Raw genomic sequence first — 17,624 nt, 5'->3', positions numbered from 1 at the left:
AAACATTCCCTATCTATTTTTTCATATTACAAAAGGGTTAATCGTTTCAGATCTTATTTTAATGTTTTTCATAGTGCTACCGTCTCAAAGCGAGTCATCTATAAAGACATTAAAATAAACACACGTGAATAAGACATCGATCCATACGACAGATGATCTATTTATCAACCCGCACTGCATTCGAGGCTTTAGCACTAAAGGTTCTCGTCTCTAAGAACACAGTGGCTATACTGACAATAGTGTAAAAATCACGAAAAAGGAATGCAATGGCCCAAATTTGATCTCTAGAGATCAAATTTATTGACAACGAAATGCGAAAATGCACCTGTATTTATTTCTATTGTTGAACAAGTGGATATTTTTAAAACGATTGTAGTAATATCCAAGACCTTAGTTGCATTTTCATTTTCAACCAAGTTCAATAGCCTCTCTATAGTTCTCATGAAATACACTGGAATAAGCCAATGACTTCAGTACGCCAACAAAATTTTCTATTACGCAAAGAGAAAATTTTAGCCATGGCTGAGACTTTATTATTAGACAATAATCAAGACATCACCTTAAGCGAATTAGCAACGGAACTCGATATTGCAAAGGGTACAATCTACAAGCATTTCAAAAGTAAAAATCAACTTTATTTAGAGCTGATTATCTTGAATGAAACTCGCCTGCTAGAGATTTCTCAAAAGCATAATAATGATATTAAAACGTATGTTTCCGAATACATGCTTTATAATATGTTGAACTCGAACCGTACGATTTTACTGCACGTTATTGAAGAACGTTTAACCAATAATGAACGTAAACTCAAAGAACTTTTTGAGAAGCTCTACCAAATACGTGAACAACGTATTATCGAAATTAAAGACATGACCTCTGACTACTTAAAGTCTTTAGACAGCGCAATGTCCATTCGTGACTATTTATCTTATGTATGGACAGTGACCTACGGTGCGTCATTGTTACTCAATTCAACGCATTATCAAAAATCAATCGGTTCACGTGAGCGTCTGATTAAACTATATGTCAACCAAGCCCTCATGACACCCGATAAAATTTCACACGCAGCCCTTTAAAACTTCTAAACGGCATAAAAAAAGCTAAACATTTTATGTTTAGCTTTTTTTCATATATTTAATTAGTCTACGGAAATATCTTCAAACAAAACTGAAGATAAATAACGTTCACCACCGTCAGGTAAAATCACTACAATGGTTTTACCTGCATTTTCAGGGCGTGCTGCAAGTTCAGCTGCTGCTGCCATCGCGGCACCACTTGAAATACCCACCAAAATACCTTCTTGACTTGCTGTTTTACGCGCCCAATCAATTGCTGTTGCTGCATCAATTGGCATCACTTCATCGACCAAATCAAGGTCTAAGTTTTTAGGAATAAAGTTAGCGCCAATACCCTGTATCTTATGTGGTCCAGGCGTCAAAGCTTCGCCACGTTTGGTTTGACCAATAATCGGCGATTCAGCAGGTTCTACCGCAACTGAATACAGGGCTTGTTTTTTTACTTTTTCAAAATAACTTGAAATCCCTGAAATCGTACCACCTGTCCCCACACCTGCAACTAAAATATCAACTTTACCACCTGTTGCATCCCAAATTTCTGGGCCAGTAGTTGCTTCATGAATAGCTGGGTTTGCTGGGTTTTCAAACTGTTGTGGCAAAAAATAGGTTTCTGGATTTTTATCCAACAAACGCTGTGCTTCTTCTACCGCACCACGCATGCCTTTTGCAGGGTCGGTGAGAACCAAGTTCGCGCCCAAAGCTTTCATCACCTTGCGGCGTTCGATACTCATGCTTGATGGCATAGTCAGGGTTAACGCATAACCTTTTGCAGCAGCAACAAATGCCAAAGCAATGCCTGTATTGCCACTGGTTGGTTCGACAATATGCATTCCCGCTTTCAGCACACCGCGTGCTTCCGCATCCGCAATCAGCGCAGCCCCAATACGACATTTTACTGAAAATGCAGGGTTACGGCTTTCAACTTTGGCTAAAACGGTGGCTGGACTTTGTATAATTCGGTTAATACGAACCAATGGTGTGTTACCAATCGCTTCTGCATTATTACTATAAACCGCTATCCCTAAATTATTAGGCGTTGGAAAAGCTGAGTCAGTACTCATACCAATGTTTCCTATGTTGTTTTTAATGATCCACTCATTATCATACCCTGATTTTTAAATGCAAACTGACATTTGGTCGGGCTTATGTTTTTATTTGATAAATAAATCACTTAAACAGAAAAAGCATGAGTTTTCCCATGCTTTTACTTGAAGAAAACAGCCGCTTTTCCCAAAAAGCTAGACGATAAAACCACATAATCAGCATCTTCTATACGGAATAGAAAAATTTGTGCATTCATCTCAAAGTTTGCTTTTTGTTCAAAAATATTATTCAGCAATAATTATGCTTTTAATAAATGTATATATTTTTTATTTTTATAATGCTATCTTAAAATATCTGTGTAATTATGATTTTAAAACACACTATATGATAAAACATTCAAAGCTTATTATAAAAAGTCATAAAGAAAACTATTTTTAATGCAAATTTTTGCTTAAATTATATAAATATCTGGAACTTAAGCTAAATTTCAGATAACTAATTTTGATGTAAAAATAAAGTATATATAACTTAAACTAATATTTCATTTCACTAAAAGCCATGCATATTGGACTTGAAAACACAGCATTATGAACGGCTTGGTTTTATACTAAGTGTACAGTTGTTTTTGTTTTATGAGTAGGTTTTAAATGAACACAGGGCTTGAAATAACGTCTATGCGCGACTCTGCTGAAGTTGTTGTGAGTATTTTAAAATCTCTAGCCAATACTGATCGTTTATTAATTTTGTGTCATTTGTCGCAACAAGAACTTAATGTTTCTCAAATTGAAGAAATTACCGACATCAAACAGCCGACTCTTTCGCAACAATTAATGATGCTACGTAAAAGTGATGTGGTAAATACGCGCCGTGATGGTAAGCAAATTTATTACTCCATTAAAGATGAACGCATGATTGAAGTTTTAAATACTTTGTATAGCTTGTACTGCCCAAAACCACGCCTTTAAACCAAATCACTGCTATATTTTCTGTGCTATGAAAATGAATGCTAAGACTTCTTAGCATTTTTTATGCATAATATATCTAAATTTGTGATTTAGATTTTTTTATGTCTGATTGGAATCGTCGTCTAAGCCGTTATCTACCCGCATGGCAATGGCTCAAGAACTATGACACGCCTACGTTTAAGTCAGATTTACTTGCATCTTTTATCGTCATTGCCATGTTGGTTCCTCAAGGCATGGCCTATGCCATGTTGGCAGGCTTACCGCCAATCACTGGGCTATATGCCAGCATTATCCCAATGATTATTTATGCCATCGTTGGTGGCAGTCCCACACTTTCTATTGGTCCTGTTGCCATCATTTCGATGATGACCTTTGCGACTTTGAACTCGATGTTTGAAGTTGGTTCACCAGTTTATATACAAGCGGCATGTTTATTAGCCCTAATGGTCGGTATCATTTCCCTGCTGTTGGGTTTATTTCGGTTTGGTTTCCTCATCCAACTGATTAGCCACCCCGTCATCCAAAGTTTCATTATTGCATCTGCTTTGCTGATTGCTTTGGGTCAGTTGAAGTTTATTGTCGATCTGCCCTTAAAAGCCAATAATATCCCCGAGTTTGTGGTAAGTGTTTGGCAATACATCAGTTTAACTCACATAGGTACGCTGTTGTTTGGACTGTGTGCAATCGTATTTTTAATTTATGCACCAAAGTTACTGAATACTAATGCCTTAAAAGGTTGGTTCGGATCGACCGTATTACTTTCGCGTACCATTCCCTTATTTTTAGTGGTTGCCTCAATTGCCTTGGTCTATTTTTTCCAACTGCAAACGCTTGGAATCAAAACGGTCGGAATCATTCCATCTGGTATGCCTCCACTCGATATGCCGTATTGGAACTGGACTTTAGTTCTGCAACTTTTGCCAGGTGCAACCATGGTCGCGATGATCAGTTTTGTTGAATCACTTTCCATTGCTCAAGCCACTGCTTTACAAAACCGAAGCCAACTCAACAGCAACCAAGAACTTATTGCTTTGGGGTTAGCCAATATCAGTGCAGGTTTCAGTTCGGCCTTTCCTGTAACAGGCAGCCTTTCTCGTACTGTCGTTAATGCAGATGCAGGCGCTCAGACCCCTATGGCGGGTGTGCTCTCTTCGCTGTTGATTATTGTAGTGAGCTTATACTTTACCGGTTTCTTTCAGGACCTTCCTTTAGCCATTTTGGCTGCAACGATTATCGTCTCCATATGGAAACTTGTGGACTTTAAACCCTTCATCGAAGCATGGAAGTATTCCAAAGCAGATGGTATCGCGATGTGGATTACCTTTTTTGGTGTTGTCTGTATCGATATTTCAACCGGCCTGATCATTGGCATGATCTCAACCTTTATTTTGTTGCTTTGGCGGATTAGCCGGCCACATATTGCTGTGATTGGCTTGGTCGAGGGGACGCAACATTTTCGCAATGTTGAACGACATCAAGTCCAAACAACGGCACAAGTGCTATCGATGCGTATAGATGAAAGCCTAACCTTCTTAAATGCCAATATATTGAAAGGCGAGCTGATCAATGCTGTGAGCCAACAACCTGAGTTAGCTCATGTCGTGATTAATTGTTCCAGTGTGAGTAGTATCGACTTGAGTGCTCTAGAAATGCTGGAAGATATTAATCTAGAATTGGCCAAGCAAAACATTCAACTGCATTTGTCCGAAGTTAAAGGCCCTGTGATGGATCGACTGCAAAGCTCAAAACTATTGAAACATTTGAGTGGGAATGTCTTTTTAACTCACTATCAAGCCATTCAGACCCTTTCACCTCAGCTGCTTAAAACTTCATAAGAGACCGAATGTCTGCTTGCACTTTTTCTATTTAGTGAGAAATATCAAGCAGGCATTTATGATAAAAATCCGTTAAATATGTCATTTTAATGAATTAAAATGAATAATAAAAACTGGAATTACAATAACTTAATTTTTATATCTAAATATTTTTCAGTCAGTTAGCAAATTAGGTATAAAATGGCGCACTTAAAATCCGTATTTTGTCCTCGTAATTTCAACAAGGCGCCTCTATGTTTTCTGTTTTAGCGCGAATGAGTCTAGTTACTCGAATTATCATTGCCATTATTTTGGGTATTGGTGTAGCCCTCGTTTTCCCGGGTGTTGCTCCTTATTTGAGCCTGCTAGGCGACTTATTTATTAAAGCGTTAAAATCTGTCGCGCCTGTACTTGTATTTGTCTTGGTTCTTGCTTCTATTGCAAACTTTAAAGTGGGTCATAGTGCGAATCTGCGTCCTATCATCATCATGTATGCTGTGGGTATGTTACTAGCGGCTTTTGCAGCAGTTGCAGTCAGCATCGCTTTCCCAAGTACTTTGTTCTTAAACTTACCTGCAAATACTGACTTACAACCGCCAAGTAGCTTGATTGAAATCTTTAAGAACCTACTCCTTAGCTTTATTGCTAACCCTGTAACAGCCATTAGTGAAGCAAACTTCATTGGTATTTTAGCATGGGCTGTAGCCTTAGGTGCTGCGTTTCGTCATGCAAAAGACTCAACCAAAGACTTACTCAATGATACTGCACACGCAGTAAATAGCGTGATTCGTTTGGTGATTAACTTTGCGCCTATTGGTATTTTCGGTCTAGTAGCAGTAACGTTTGCAGAAACAGGTTTAAGTACATTAGCAAGCTATGCACATTTATTGGCAGTCTTACTCGGTACAATGGCTTTCGTTGCCTTAGTCATCAACCCACTTATGGTTGCTGTGGTAACACGTAGCAATCCGTATCCATTGGTATTTCAATGTTTACGTGAAAGTGGTATCACTGCTTTCTTCACGCGTAGTTCTGCTGCGAACATTCCTGTGAACTTAGATCTTGCAAAACGTTTGGGTGTTGCTGAATCTACAGCGAGTGTAGCCATTCCACTCGGTGCGACCATTAACATGGCCGGCGCCTCAGTGACGATTACGGTGCTTACACTGGCAGCAGTCAATACACTAGGTCTTAATGTTGACTTTACCACCATGATGATTTTATCTGTGCTTGCAACAGTTTCAGCTTGTGGTGCTTCTGGTGTTGCAGGTGGTTCTTTGCTGTTGATCCCTGTTGCGTGTGGCCTATTTGGTATTTCATCTGATATTTCAATGCAAGTGGTTGCAATTGGTATGGTGATTAGCGTACTACAAGACTCTACTGAAACCGCATTGAACTCATCAACTGACGTATTATTTACTGCAGCAGTTGACCGCGCTTCAAAATAATATATTGTAGAATCAGTATATTATTTCTTTTTTGAAGTTATGCCATTTCAACACTTACCACTTTGGATTCAACTGGGGGCATTCTTTCTTGCAGTCAATGCAGGAATGATTAATGTCTTAGGACTGGTGACTGTTTTACACCAGTCTGTTTCCCATATGACTGGTAATGTAAGTGTTTTGGCGATGTCGCTTGTACATTGGCAACCCGAAAGCATTTTATATTTGCTATTAGTAACTGCCTGCTATGTCATCGGTTCATTTTATAGCGGTGTAATTCTGGGAAATAGTCACTTTCGATTGGGACGCCGCTATGGCGTACCACTCACGTTAGTGGCTTTTTTTATTTTTCTGTGTTGGTTCTTTCTGCCTTATTTTCCACGCTATGCTTTACTCTGGGCCTGTGTCGCAATGGGTGTGCAAAATGCCATGGTGAGCCATTATAAAGGCACCATCATTCGCACTACACATTTATCGGGTGTCCTTACCGACCTCGGTTTAGCGCTTGGTTATCGTGTGCGCGGACTCGTGGTTGAACGTCGGCGCGTAGTTTTACATCTTTTGATTTTAAGTGGCTTTTTGATCGGCGGACTCTGTGCAAGTTGGATGTATCCCTATTTAAAACTCAATTCTTTTTTAGTTCCAACAGCATTAAGCTTGATCCTTAGTGTTGTATATTGGATCATTTACTTTCGTTATCGTCGTTTTTAAACGCAGTTGTGGAATTCGCTATGGTAAAAAATGCATTACAGGCTCAGTTACTCAAAGCCGGTTTAGTTGACAACAAAAAGGCCAAAAAACTTTCTAAACAAGCAGTGCATGAGCAAAGAACAGGTCAAAGCAGTGAAGCTGAGATCAAGGCAAAAATTGCACAAGACAAACAGCAAAAACAGGCCAAAGATCAAGCCATCGAACTTGAGAAGAAAGCGATATTGCAAGAAAAAGAGCTCAAAGCGACGATCATTCAAATGATCACGCAGCATAAAATCCGTGATACCGATGGTGACGTGGCCTATCAGTTTATTGACGATGGTAAAATCAAAAAACAATATATCAATCAACAAATTTATAATGCCTTGGTGGCTGGTAGCCTCGTGATTGCACGTGATCATGAAAGTTATGCCTTCTTACCTAAAGCTTTAGCTGATCGTATTAATGCCAAACTTGAAGGCTTTATTATCGTAAATACCTCAGAGAAAAATGAAGCAGTCACAGATGAGGAAGATCCATACGCTGCATACGTGATCCCTGATGATCTCATGTGGTAATTTGAACCATCAGAAGCTTCCATATTGGAAGCTTCGTTGTTTCCTAGTTCATTATAAAACTAATTTACCATTCCACTGCTCTGACATATCCCGACCATCAACAATTTATGCTTCATGACATTCAAATATCGATTTAAAAAACAAATCTACGAGAGTAAATAAACAAGTCGTTGAAAACATGTATAAACTTAGTGACACAATTTGCTTAATTCGTATAGCTGATTACACTATTTACAGTGTTTTAATCATAAGAAGATCGCATTTTGGATAATTTTCATTTTATACAGAGTTTAAAAGACTGGTCAGACCAGTATCCTTGGATCGAAATGTTGACAGGATTCTGCATACTCATTCTAGTGACTATACTGGCGTATATTATTGCCAAGCATGTTGTCGTTCGTGGTATTCGGCATCTCATCACTAAGCTAAAATTTGCCAATCACGACATCATGTCGCAGCATAGTGTGATTCGTCGAATTGCGAACATAGTCCCAGCAATCGTCATTATGAATGGTATCGTTACCGTTCCTCACCTGTCTGCGAAAATGGTCACCTTTGTCCAAATGGCGGCACAGGCCTTTATTTTCTTAACCATTGCGCTCGCGATTGGTGAATTACTGAATATATTCAATTTGGTTTATCAACGTAATCCAAAGTCTAGAAATAAGCCTATCAAAGGCTATCTACAGCTAATCAAACTGATTATTTTCATCGTTTGTGGCTTGATGATCTTAGGGACTTTCCTGAAAAAAGATGTCTTCACCTTGCTGGCGGGCTTCGGTGCTATGGCGGCAGTGCTGATGTTGGTCTTCCAAAACACCATTTTGTCTTTGGTGGCTTCTGTTCAGATTTCATCCTACGACATGGTTCGCATTGGAGATTGGATTGAAATGCCATCTCTGAATGCAGACGGTGATGTCATTGATATGTCATTACATACCATCACTGTACAGAACTTTGATAAAACCTTTACCACGATCCCAACCAACAAATTGGTCACAGATACTTTTAAAAACTGGCGGGGTATGTCACAAGCAGGCGTACGTCGTATCAAACGCTCACTTTATATTGACCAAAGTAGCGTTCACTTTATGTCTGAAGCAGAGCAAAGTAAACTTAAAGAGTTTTTATTATTAGACCAATATTTGGATCACAAAAGCACAGAGCTGGTTGAGTTTAATCAAAAACTGAGCAATACATCTCCTTGTAATCAGCGACGTTTAACCAATATCGGGACCTTCCGTGCGTATGTTGAGTTATACCTCAATCAGCATCCAAACATTTCAAAACACCAATCTTTAATCGTACGTCAGTTACAACCGACTGAAAAAGGCTTGCCACTGGAAATTTATGCATTTAGCAATCAAATTGCATGGAAAGATTATGAAGCGATTCAGTCGGATATTTTCGATCATTTAATTGCCATTCTTCCCGAATTTGGTCTCAAAGTTTACCAAGCTCCATCGGGATATGACATGCAAATCGCACTATCAAACCCGTAATTTTTTTCACTTGGGTATGCTAAAACTACTCCAGTTTTGGCATACCAAGGTCTTAAAAACGCAGAATAAGCGTTTCAACATATGTTCTGAATCATCAACTCTAGAATAAAGATTCTGGAAATACATAACATTAGTTTTTCAACAACTGTGTTATTTACGTTGTGTATTATGTAAATTAATTATGTGATTATTTACATGAAATATACCGCAATATCACAATATCAACCTTTTCTCTTCATTAAATTAGCCACTCCTTTTCACTTTGTAAGACTTTCTAAAATGAGTACTTTAAATAAATCTTTATGTGCTGCCCTTTTAGCTGTAGCAGCGACATCTTCTTTTGCAGCAGAAACTCAAGTTGTAGAAACCACTCAAGCTGCTGTTGCAACTGAAAATGCAGCACCTGCTTCAGAAGCTGCGGCATCTGATGCGGTTGCGACATCAGAAGCTCAAGCAAACTAATGCTTTAAGCATCTTGGGGGATTCATTCGATTGGATTCCCTTTTATCACTCTTCTCTATATCAGACTTTTATATCTATTCATCTACATTTCTTGCTATCAATACTACTACAGCAACGTTTAGTCTCTCTCAATTTACACAGACCACTGAGGTCTTTTCATGCTAAAATTTTCAAATTCTACTTATTTATAAAACAAGTCATTACCTCATAAATGACTTATTTTTAGAAGGTTTTATTCATGTTCAAATGGTTTGAAAAACGTGTTGATCCCTATCCAGAAGAAGGTTTAAACCAACCTTTACCGACCACGTTCTTTCCGTTTGTATGGCAGGCCGCTAAAGGTGTGCGTGGCTATTTGCTGATCTTGGTTTTATTCACGGCTGGGGCTGCCAGCTTTGAAGCTTTGTTTTATGCCAAAATTGGTGACTTAGTGAACTGGCTCAGTAAAAGCCAGCCAGAAACATTTTTAGCAGAACATGGTTCAAATTTAGTCCTTTTATTCTGTATTTTATTGGCCAATATTTTATTTGCCAGTTTACAGTCGATTATTAAACATCAAATATTATTTAGCACTTTTCCGATGCGTCTGCGCTGGCGCTTTCATAATTTACTGCTGAAGCAAAGCCTCGACTTTTTTCACAATGATTTTGCAGGAAGACTCTCCGCAAAAGTCATGCAAACTGCACTGGCAATACGTGAGTTCTGGGTTATTTTGGGTGACATGTTGGCTTATGTGCTGATTTATTTTGTCACAGTCAATCTCGTGCTTGCCGCTATCTCCCCGCTCCTAATATTACCTTTACTGATCTGGTTGGCGTTGTTTATCTGCGCAGCATATTACTTCATTCCACGTTTGAGCAAAGTTTCAAATGAACAGGCTGATGCCCGAGCTGTGATGACTGGCCGTGTTACCGATGCTTATACCAATATTCAAACAGTGAAGCTTTTTGCCCATGCAGGACGAGAAAGCTTATATGCCAAAGCCTCGATGCAAGAGTTCATGGTCACCGTTTATAAACAAATGCGTTTAGGTGCTAAGTATGAAATCAGCATCCTGTTTTTAAATATAGTGCTGTACGCGGGCGTATTGGGCACTGCAGTTTGGCTATGGATGAATGGGCGAGTTGAACTTGGTGTTATTGCTGCTGCAACGGCTATGATTTTAAAACTGAGCAGTATTGCTGAATTTATAATGTGGCAAACCTCAGCACTTTTTGAAAGTGTCGGCACCATTCAAGATGGCATGAAAACCCTCGGTCGTTCGATCACGATTCAAGACAAACCTGATGCCAAAGACCTTGAAGTTAAACAAGGCATGATCGAATTTAAAGACGTAACTTTTGCGTATAACAGTAAAAATGTCATCGACAATTTAAACCTACGCATCCGAGCTGGTGAAAAAATTGGGATCGTGGGTCGCTCTGGTGCAGGAAAATCAACACTGATTCAACTATTGCTACATTTTTATCAATTGAAACAAGGTGAAATTTTAATTGATGGACAGAATATCGAAGATGTCACCCAAGACAGTTTACGTCGTAATATTGCATTAGTGACTCAAGACACCTCCCTGCTACACCGTAGTGTCGCAGAAAATATCAAATATGGCCGTCCCAATGCCAGTGATGAAGAAATGTATGCAGCGGTACGTAAAGCCAAAGCCGAAGAGTTTATTCCTCAGCTGACTGACTTACGTGGTAAATCAGGTTATGAAGCCTATGTTGGTGAACGTGGGGTGAAACTTTCAGGTGGCCAACGCCAGCGAATCGCCATTGCTCGTGTGTTCTTGAAAGATGCCCCAATCTTAATTTTAGATGAAGCCACCAGTGCCCTAGACTCAGAAGTTGAAGCTGCAATTCAATCTAGCCTTGATGACTTAATGCAAGATAAAACGGTGATTGCGATTGCTCACCGTCTTTCAACCATTGCTCAAATGGATCGTTTGATCGTGCTTGATGAAGGTCGTATTGCAGAACAAGGGACACATGAAGAACTGATTCAAAAAAATGGTATCTATGCGCACCTTTGGCAGCGTCAAACAGGCGGATTTTTAACGGAACAACATCCGATTAAAAAGAAAGAAGCCTAATTTTACTTTCCATTTTCAGCACGCATAGATCATTATCATCAATGATTTTAGCGTGCTGATTTTGAAAAGATTTTACTTAATTTTTAGCATCATTTACTAAGTGCTGATTTTTATCGAGAGTCTTATATTTTTGCTCAGAAATTTATGATATTTATAATATCGTTCCACTAAATCAAAAATGAAAAGGATACTGAATTGCTATAGGCTCGGAACATATTGTCCAACAATATGCTCCATGAATTTGAAATATTCATGCCAATATAACTTCAGTCAGAAAAGAAAGAAAAATGCAATGGATCGCGCATGAAAACAGTTTCACTTCGCCAAGATCAAGGAATTCCTGGTGTTTATGGCTTATTGTTGTTAGATGTTGTGTCTCGTTGGGGCTATAACGCAGAGACCCTATTTTCCCCTTTTCAACTGACAAGCGAACAACTCGCAGAGCCTGACTTTCGCATACCCGTTCATACCGCCAATGAACTTGTGAAGTTGGCCAGCCGTCTCACTGGTGAGCCCACGCTTGGCTATCATCTGGGCACACAAATGCGTATTTCAATTCATGGCTTCATTGGCTATGCCATTATGACAACTCATGATATTGGCGAAGCCTTGGTACTTGCTAACCGCTTTATTCAACTGCGCATGCCTTTTTTGCAGCTTTTCTTTTCCACCTTTGGCGAAAAAGCGACTTTACAATTACGCTGTGATGTCGATATAGAACCGTTGCGTACCGATATTGCGATCAGTATTATTTTTGGCATTGTTTCTATGAGTAAAGCGCTCACTGGCATTGAAAATCTGGCTGGGGAAATTGATTTTGATTTTCCAGAACCTGAAGGCTTTGATCGCTATCGTGCAAAGCTGCCTAACCATAGTGTTCGCTTTGATCAACCACATTTACTTTTGAGTTTTGATAAGCATTATCTAGGCTTTAAAATGGTCAATGCTGACCCACTTGCAAGCCAAATAGCCATTAATCAATGTGAAGCTGAGCTCTCAGCCATGGGCGAACGCCGAAGATTATCGATGCGTGTTCGTGACATTTTAACGCGCTCAGAACAACACTATTTAAGCATCGAGCATGTGGCTGACCTCTTACACATGTCTGATCGAACACTGAAACGCCAACTGGCTGCTGAAAGCACATCTTTTTCCACCATTGTGGATGAAGTGCGTTACCGTCATGCCACGTCACTTTTGTCACGTACAGACTATAGCTTAGAGCAAATTGCGGATGAACTGGGATATAGTGATGTGGCAAATTTCAGCCGAGCCTTTAAGCGTTGGAGTGGACGCAGCCCGAGTAATTGGCGTAAAGATCCGTATTTATAGATCTTTTGTTTTGATAGAAAAGCATGTATAAATCATGCGAAAAATGATTTTTGTATTTTAAGGAGTTATTCATGAATCATCCTTCAGAATTGAAGTATGCAAGTACACATGAATGGGTGCGTATTGAAGGTGATCTTGTTGTAACTGGTATTTCAGACCATGCACAGGATGCTTTAGGCGATTTAGTCTATGTTGAAACACCAGAAGTTGGTCAACAAATCACTGCGGGCGAACAAGCGGGTGTGGTTGAATCTGTAAAAACAGCTTCTGATATTCATGCACCAGTTTCTGGCACCGTAATAGAAATCAATGCCAATCTGGAAGATGATCCTGACTTCGTCAATGATGACCCCTATGGCAAAGGTTGGATTTATAAAATCAAACCAGACAATATCGCAGATGTAGAACAACTCCTTTCAAGCACAGCCTATGAAGCAGGTCTATAAGCCTAGTATTCATATTTACGGCTCAAAAAATCAGTCTGCGGACTGATTTTTTGCAACTATCCTCTTATTTTGATAAATTAACTTAATATTTTTCAGTTCAACTCGCTTAAATACCAGCATTTATTACTATAATTATACTTTTCACGTGCATTATCTTATAATTTGGTTATTCTAATTTCACAGCCGTGACCTAGCTTCTGCATAAAATAATAGCAACAGCTCACGCCCTGTGGCCTTTTCTTCGAACCAAAGGTTCTGCATGTCTGCTCTTAATACATCATCGCTATGGAATAAGTCTTTTATTCTTTGCTTAGCGAACAATCTGTTTTTGTTCATCTTTTACTTTGCACAGACCTCAATCCTCCCAATCTATATTTTGAATGATTTGGGTGGAAGCCTTGCACAAGCAGGCTTAGCCATGACTTTGTTCATGGCATCGTCTATCGCAGTTCGCCCTTTTAGCGGACTCATTATTGAAAAATTGGGAAATAAGAAAACGCTTTTTATCGCGGAAGCCCTATTTTGTTTGTTTTCCTTGGCTTATTTGTTTGCTGATAATTTACAACTGTTACTACTGATTCGTTTTCTACATGGCATTTGGTTCAGCATCGTCACCACAGTTGCCGTACCTATTGTCAATGAATTTATTCCAGAAAAACGTAAAGGCGAAGGCATGGGCTATTTTGTCATGTCCATTAATCTAGGGATTGTACTTGGGCCATTCCTCGGTTTAACACTGATCCAGTCCGTATCCTATCCAATGGTCGCAGGAATTTTAGCGTTTAGTGTCTGTCTCGGTTTCTTGTTTTGCTTCTTTATCCCAATTCAGCAGACCACTCAAAAATTGACACCTGCCGTGAAGCGCAAGCTCAGTATCCATGACTTTGTTGAAACTAATGCCTTGAATATTTCAATTATGGGCATGATGGTTTCTTTTTCCTATGCCAGTATCATGTCGTTCATTTCAACTTATGCAGAGTCTAAACATCTACTGAACTACGCGAGCTTGTTTTTTATCGTCTTTGCGATTTCCATGATGAGTCTACGCCCAATTACAGGCAAAGTTTATGACCGTCGTGGGGCAAATTATGTGATTTACCCAGCGATTATATTATTTAGCTTAGGGCTTGTGATTCTCAGTCAGATTCAATCTCTGACGGGTTTATTGGTTGCGGCAGTATGCGTTGGCATGGGCTTTGGTTCTGCACAGCCTTGTCTACAAACTTTAGCTATTCAAGGTGCGGAAAAGCATCGGATTGGCCATGCGACCTCTACATTCTTTACCATGTATGACTTGGGTATTGCACTTGGTTCTATATTGTTGGGCGTACTCATTTCTAAGCAAGGTTATAGCTTTACCTATTTATTCTGTGCACTGACAACCGTTTTAAGTTTATTTTTCTATGCCTTTATTACGAATAGAAAGAAAACCGCTTAAAACATCAGTCCGTATGCCCATAGTAATGAACATACGGACTCAAAAATTAAGCGTCGTCTTTCTCTTCTTCAGCTTCTTTGGCCTTTTCGGCAACCGCTTGATCAAAAGACAAAGCACTACATGAGTTTAACTGTGGGTTAGCACGACTACTCTTTAATTTAATCTGTAGACGTAATTCATTGACCGAGTCTGCATTTCGTAGCGCCTCTTCATAAGCAATTGCACCTTGATTGTATAAATCAAACAAAGCCTGATCAAAAGTCTGCATGCCTAACTCTCGTGACTTCGACATCACTTCTTTAAGTTCGTGGAAATTCCCTTTAAGTATCAAGTCTGACATCAAGGGTGTATTAAGCATGATTTCTACTGCTGCTCGGCGACCACGCCCATCTTCAGTTCGTACCAAGCGCTGTGAAATAATCGCCTTCATATTGGAGGATAAGTCCATCAAAAGTTGATTGCGACGTTCATCTGGGAAAAAGTTAATAATTCGATCTAAAGCCTGATTTGCATTATTGGCATGCAGTGTCCCAAGGCATAAATGACCTGTTTCCGCAAAAGCTATGGCATGCTCCATAGTCTCTGTGTCACGAATCTCACCAATTAAAATGACATCGGGCGCTTGGCGCAAAGTATTTTTCAAAGCATTGTGCCAAGAGTGACAGTCCACACCTACTTCTCGATGAGTAATCATCGACTTCTTATGCTTGTGAACATATTCCACTGGGTCTTCAACCGTAATAATGTGCCCTGCCGAGTTTTCATTTCGATGATCAATCATGGCCGCCAAAGACGTAGATTTACCCGAGCCGGTACCCCCAACGACCAATACTAAACCACGTTTTTCCATAATCACGTCTTTTAAAGACGTTGGAAGTTGTAACTTGGTGAAGTTAGGAATTTCCGCGGTAATCGTACGAATCACCATCCCCACATGCAGTTGCTGCTGAAAAACATTGACACGAAAACGCGAAACATTGGGAACGCTAATTGCAAAATTACACTCCAGCTCAGTTTCGAACTCTAATCGTTGCTTTTCGTTCATTAAGCTATATGCAAAGAGCTTAGTCTGATCAGATGGCAAATTTTGTTGACCCAATGGCTTCATAAGGCCCTGATGCTTAATACTTGGCGGAAAGTCTGCAGATATAAATAAGTCTGAACCACCATACTCAACCACTTTGCTGAGCATGTGAAACATCATCCGACGGGCTTCTTCTAAAAGTTCTGCAGAATACATAGTGTTCTCTAAAATTAGTGCAAATAGCTGACTTTAAAAAGCATTTCTTTTATTCAAAATACAATTTTTTATCGTGTTGTTTCAGGCTTCTGATTTTGCATAAGTTTATGCTCTAGCTCAACCTAATTTATCGTTTGATAAATAACTTTTAGCTTATTTTTCAATTTATTATCTTCATTTATTGAACTGGATCACAAAAAAAAGACCTTTCATTGAAAGGTCTTTTTGGCTGCGTTGATTAAGCACTCCGTTGAACAGCGTGGCTGCGTAATGTGTCGGCAACCTCTAAAAGGACTTGCTCGGTTTTTTCCCAGCCTAAACAGCCATCGGTAACAGACTGACCATAGACCATGTCATCTGAAATTTTCTGATTACCATCAACCAAATGACTTTCAAGCATGACACCACACACATTGCTTTGCATACGTTCTGCAACAATTCGACGCAATACATTAGGTTGATTGAGTGGATTTTTACTACTGTTACCATGACTACAGTCAATCACCAAAGCAGGTAATTCACCTTTGACTTTATCTTGCATATGACGAATATCGGCTAAAGCATAGTTAGGCCCCGAGTTTGCACCACGTAAAATCAAGTGTGGCTTCGGATTTCCTTGGGACTGAAGCATACATGCCATGCCTTGCTGCCCAATTCCCATGAACTGGTGAGGGTTTGATGCAGACTGAATCGCATCCAGAGCAATTTGAATTGAACCATCTGTGCCATTTTTGAAACCAATGCTGAATGGCATATGACTCGAAATTTCACGATGAATCTGCGACTCGCTGGTACGCGCACCAATAGCTCCCCATGCCAACAGATCGTCGAAATAAGCAGTCGCCATCGGGCTTAAAATTTCTGTAGCAATCGGCAAACCCATTTCAATAATCGCTAAATACAATGCTCGAGACTGCTCTAATCCCAACTGCATATTGGAAGATCCATCAAGTAAAGGATCGTATAAAAAACCTTTCCAGCCCACCGTAGTCCGTGGTTTTTCAATATAAGCACGCATTACGAAGAAAATCTGATCTGAAACTTTGGCTTGTAGTTGTTTTAATTTTTCAGCGTATTCTAAAACCGCAATAGGGTCATGAATGGAACATGGGCCAGTAATGACCATTAAACGATGGTCTTTGCCTTCTAATATATTTTGAATGGTTTGACGCTGTTCAGCAATTTGTAGTTTTAATGGTGCTGAAAGTGGCAACTGGGCTTTGAGTTGCTGCGGTAAACTTAAAAGTGTTTCTTGAACTGTCGTTTGAGTACTTTGTAGTGCAGTATTTAGAGCATTCATTGGTTTGTATCCTTTGGACTGTGGTCTTCAGTCCGATCTTTTATTTGAGCGTTATGGGTCTAATGGATTGCTGGGCTAAAGTCATAAATTGACTAAAGTAAAACCAATAAAAGTTGCTAAAGTATGAATAGTTAGTTGTTTTCATGAAGTACTCCAAAATTTATTAAAACAGCAGATATAAAAAAACCTGACCAGGGTTGCCG

Annotated in this window: 16 protein-coding genes; 13 read left to right on the top strand and 3 right to left on the bottom strand. The window is 39.4% G+C overall.

From position 1 onward, the window contains the following. Positions 1 to 464: 464 nt before the first annotated feature. Positions 465 to 1,076 carry a TetR/AcrR family transcriptional regulator gene (locus AC4MC0_RS08125; RefSeq protein WP_004693224.1) on the top strand — a complete coding sequence of 204 codons (612 nt, stop codon included), beginning with the start codon at positions 465 to 467 and terminating at the stop codon, positions 1,074 to 1,076. 62 nt (positions 1,077 to 1,138) lie between these two features. Here AC4MC0_RS08125 and cysK read toward each other — a convergent pair whose 3' ends face one another. Then, positions 1,139 to 2,137, bottom strand: coding sequence for a cysteine synthase A (gene cysK / locus AC4MC0_RS08120; RefSeq protein WP_151837005.1), 999 nt, complete (start codon positions 2,135 to 2,137; stop codon positions 1,139 to 1,141). Between the two features lie 630 nt (positions 2,138 to 2,767). Between cysK and AC4MC0_RS08115 the strand changes: the two genes are divergently transcribed. The 11 genes from AC4MC0_RS08115 (at position 2,768) to AC4MC0_RS08065 (ending at position 14,881) form a co-directional block, all read left to right on the top strand. Next, positions 2,768 to 3,085 (top strand): ArsR/SmtB family transcription factor, encoded by a 318-nt coding sequence (locus AC4MC0_RS08115; protein ID WP_004693230.1) that lies wholly within the window; start codon positions 2,768 to 2,770, stop codon positions 3,083 to 3,085. A gap of 101 nt (positions 3,086 to 3,186) precedes the next feature. After that, on the top strand, positions 3,187 to 4,920 hold the full coding sequence (locus AC4MC0_RS08110; protein ID WP_491887469.1) for a SulP family inorganic anion transporter: 1,734 nt from the start codon (positions 3,187 to 3,189) through the stop codon (positions 4,918 to 4,920). Between the two features lie 233 nt (positions 4,921 to 5,153). Continuing rightward, the gene (gene sstT, locus AC4MC0_RS08105; RefSeq protein WP_087013031.1) at positions 5,154 to 6,347 is read left to right on the top strand and encodes a serine/threonine transporter SstT; all 1,194 of its coding nucleotides are present in this window, start codon (positions 5,154 to 5,156) and stop codon (positions 6,345 to 6,347) included. Positions 6,348 to 6,386: 39 nt separating this feature from the next. After that, entirely contained in the window at positions 6,387 to 7,055 is a 669-nt protein-coding gene (locus AC4MC0_RS08100) for a YoaK family protein (protein WP_087013033.1), read from the top strand. 20 nt (positions 7,056 to 7,075) lie between these two features. Continuing rightward, positions 7,076 to 7,612 carry a DUF2058 domain-containing protein gene (locus AC4MC0_RS08095; RefSeq protein WP_005399509.1) on the top strand — a complete coding sequence of 179 codons (537 nt, stop codon included), beginning with the start codon at positions 7,076 to 7,078 and terminating at the stop codon, positions 7,610 to 7,612. Between the two features lie 263 nt (positions 7,613 to 7,875). Next, positions 7,876 to 9,114 carry a mechanosensitive ion channel family protein gene (locus tag AC4MC0_RS08090; protein ID WP_419276105.1) on the top strand — a complete coding sequence of 413 codons (1,239 nt, stop codon included), beginning with the start codon at positions 7,876 to 7,878 and terminating at the stop codon, positions 9,112 to 9,114. A gap of 195 nt (positions 9,115 to 9,309) precedes the next feature. Further along, entirely contained in the window at positions 9,310 to 9,576 is a 267-nt protein-coding gene (locus AC4MC0_RS08085; protein ID WP_184118536.1) for a hypothetical protein, read from the top strand. 238 nt (positions 9,577 to 9,814) lie between these two features. Beyond that, positions 9,815 to 11,665, top strand: a complete 1,851-nt coding sequence (locus tag AC4MC0_RS08080) for an ABC transporter ATP-binding protein (protein ID WP_491887468.1) — start codon at positions 9,815 to 9,817, stop codon at positions 11,663 to 11,665. Positions 11,666 to 11,968: 303 nt separating this feature from the next. After that, positions 11,969 to 12,997 carry an AraC family transcriptional regulator gene (locus tag AC4MC0_RS08075; protein ID WP_004979806.1) on the top strand — a complete coding sequence of 343 codons (1,029 nt, stop codon included), beginning with the start codon at positions 11,969 to 11,971 and terminating at the stop codon, positions 12,995 to 12,997. Between the two features lie 71 nt (positions 12,998 to 13,068). Beyond that, on the top strand, positions 13,069 to 13,443 hold the full coding sequence (gene gcvH, locus AC4MC0_RS08070) for a glycine cleavage system protein GcvH (protein ID WP_176537700.1): 375 nt from the start codon (positions 13,069 to 13,071) through the stop codon (positions 13,441 to 13,443). Between the two features lie 259 nt (positions 13,444 to 13,702). Next, positions 13,703 to 14,881 (top strand): MFS transporter, encoded by a 1,179-nt coding sequence (locus AC4MC0_RS08065; protein ID WP_491887467.1) that lies wholly within the window; start codon positions 13,703 to 13,705, stop codon positions 14,879 to 14,881. Positions 14,882 to 14,927: 46 nt separating this feature from the next. Here the strand turns inward: AC4MC0_RS08065 and AC4MC0_RS08060 are convergent, their stop codons facing one another. Together AC4MC0_RS08060 and AC4MC0_RS08055 are read right to left on the bottom strand one after the other, a co-directional pair. Then, a complete protein-coding gene (locus tag AC4MC0_RS08060; RefSeq protein ID WP_078425602.1) occupies positions 14,928 to 16,121 on the bottom strand; it encodes a PilT/PilU family type 4a pilus ATPase in 1,194 nt (397 codons plus the stop codon). 238 nt (positions 16,122 to 16,359) lie between these two features. After that, the gene (locus AC4MC0_RS08055; RefSeq protein ID WP_078425603.1) at positions 16,360 to 17,421 is read right to left on the bottom strand and encodes a 3-deoxy-7-phosphoheptulonate synthase; all 1,062 of its coding nucleotides are present in this window, start codon (positions 17,419 to 17,421) and stop codon (positions 16,360 to 16,362) included. Here AC4MC0_RS08055 and AC4MC0_RS08050 point away from each other — a divergent pair. Beyond that, positions 17,367 to 17,513: a hypothetical protein gene (locus AC4MC0_RS08050; protein ID WP_171254088.1), complete on the top strand. Its 147-nt coding sequence runs from the start codon at positions 17,367 to 17,369 to the stop codon at positions 17,511 to 17,513. The two genes, AC4MC0_RS08055 and AC4MC0_RS08050, sit on opposite strands and share 55 nt — an antisense overlap. Positions 17,514 to 17,624 lie beyond the last annotated feature (111 nt).

This window comes from Acinetobacter sp. CAU_H_S139_7 (assembly GCF_058599305.1).
Note: the sequence above shows the minus strand (reverse complement) of the source record. Positions and strands in the feature narration are given on the sequence as shown.

Coding starts and splice junctions, on each gene's coding strand:
- AC4MC0_RS08125 (WP_004693224.1), top strand. CDS start 465: ATGACTTCAGTACGCCAACAAAATTTTCTATTACGCAAAGAGAAAATT.
- cysK (WP_151837005.1), bottom strand. CDS start 2,137: ATGAGTACTGACTCAGCTTTTCCAACGCCTAATAATTTAGGGATAGCG.
- AC4MC0_RS08115 (WP_004693230.1), top strand. CDS start 2,768: ATGAACACAGGGCTTGAAATAACGTCTATGCGCGACTCTGCTGAAGTT.
- AC4MC0_RS08110 (WP_491887469.1), top strand. CDS start 3,187: ATGTCTGATTGGAATCGTCGTCTAAGCCGTTATCTACCCGCATGGCAA.
- sstT (WP_087013031.1), top strand. CDS start 5,154: ATGTTTTCTGTTTTAGCGCGAATGAGTCTAGTTACTCGAATTATCATT.
- AC4MC0_RS08100 (WP_087013033.1), top strand. CDS start 6,387: ATGCCATTTCAACACTTACCACTTTGGATTCAACTGGGGGCATTCTTT.
- AC4MC0_RS08095 (WP_005399509.1), top strand. CDS start 7,076: ATGGTAAAAAATGCATTACAGGCTCAGTTACTCAAAGCCGGTTTAGTT.
- AC4MC0_RS08085 (WP_184118536.1), top strand. CDS start 9,310: ATGAAATATACCGCAATATCACAATATCAACCTTTTCTCTTCATTAAA.
- AC4MC0_RS08080 (WP_491887468.1), top strand. CDS start 9,815: ATGTTCAAATGGTTTGAAAAACGTGTTGATCCCTATCCAGAAGAAGGT.
- AC4MC0_RS08075 (WP_004979806.1), top strand. CDS start 11,969: ATGAAAACAGTTTCACTTCGCCAAGATCAAGGAATTCCTGGTGTTTAT.
- gcvH (WP_176537700.1), top strand. CDS start 13,069: ATGAATCATCCTTCAGAATTGAAGTATGCAAGTACACATGAATGGGTG.
- AC4MC0_RS08065 (WP_491887467.1), top strand. CDS start 13,703: ATGTCTGCTCTTAATACATCATCGCTATGGAATAAGTCTTTTATTCTT.
- AC4MC0_RS08060 (WP_078425602.1), bottom strand. CDS start 16,121: ATGTATTCTGCAGAACTTTTAGAAGAAGCCCGTCGGATGATGTTTCAC.
- AC4MC0_RS08055 (WP_078425603.1), bottom strand. CDS start 17,421: ATGAATGCTCTAAATACTGCACTACAAAGTACTCAAACGACAGTTCAA.